This is a genomic window from Streptomyces sp. 130 (assembly GCF_007096885.1).
Lineage (GTDB): Bacteria > Actinomycetota > Actinomycetes > Streptomycetales > Streptomycetaceae > Streptomyces.
In genome coordinates, this window is sequence record NZ_VJNO01000133.1 from 1 (window position 1) to 371 (window position 371).

The window sequence follows — 371 nt, forward strand, 5'->3', positions numbered from 1 at the left end:
CTCGAGGTGGCCGGCGTGCCGGTGAGCACCGGGGCCACCAAGTTCGACCTCACCCTCCACCTCACTCCCGGTGAGTCCGGCGGCACCGCGGAACTGAGCGGTGCCTTCGAGTACAGCGCGGACCTGTTCGACCGGAGCACCGTGCAGCAGCTCCAGCAGCGCTTCACGCAGCTGCTCGACGCCGTGGTCTGTGAACCCGACCGGCCCCTGTCCCGGCTGGATGTGCTGCTGCCGGGTGAGTGCGCTGCGTTGGAGGAGTGGAACAGCACCGGTGTCGAGGTCAATGCCGGCTCCATTCCGGAGGTGTTCGCGGAGCAGGTGGCGCGGGTGCCGGGGGCGTTGGCGGTGGAGTTCGGTGAGGTGCGGTTGAG

General features: G+C 69.3%; 1 protein-coding gene. It reads left to right on the forward strand.

What is annotated here, in order from left to right:
- Positions 1-15: 15 nt before the first annotated feature.
- Positions 16-371 (forward strand): condensation domain-containing protein (locus tag FKN01_RS32330; RefSeq protein ID WP_185993091.1); only part of this gene is annotated, 356 nt, incomplete at its 3' end.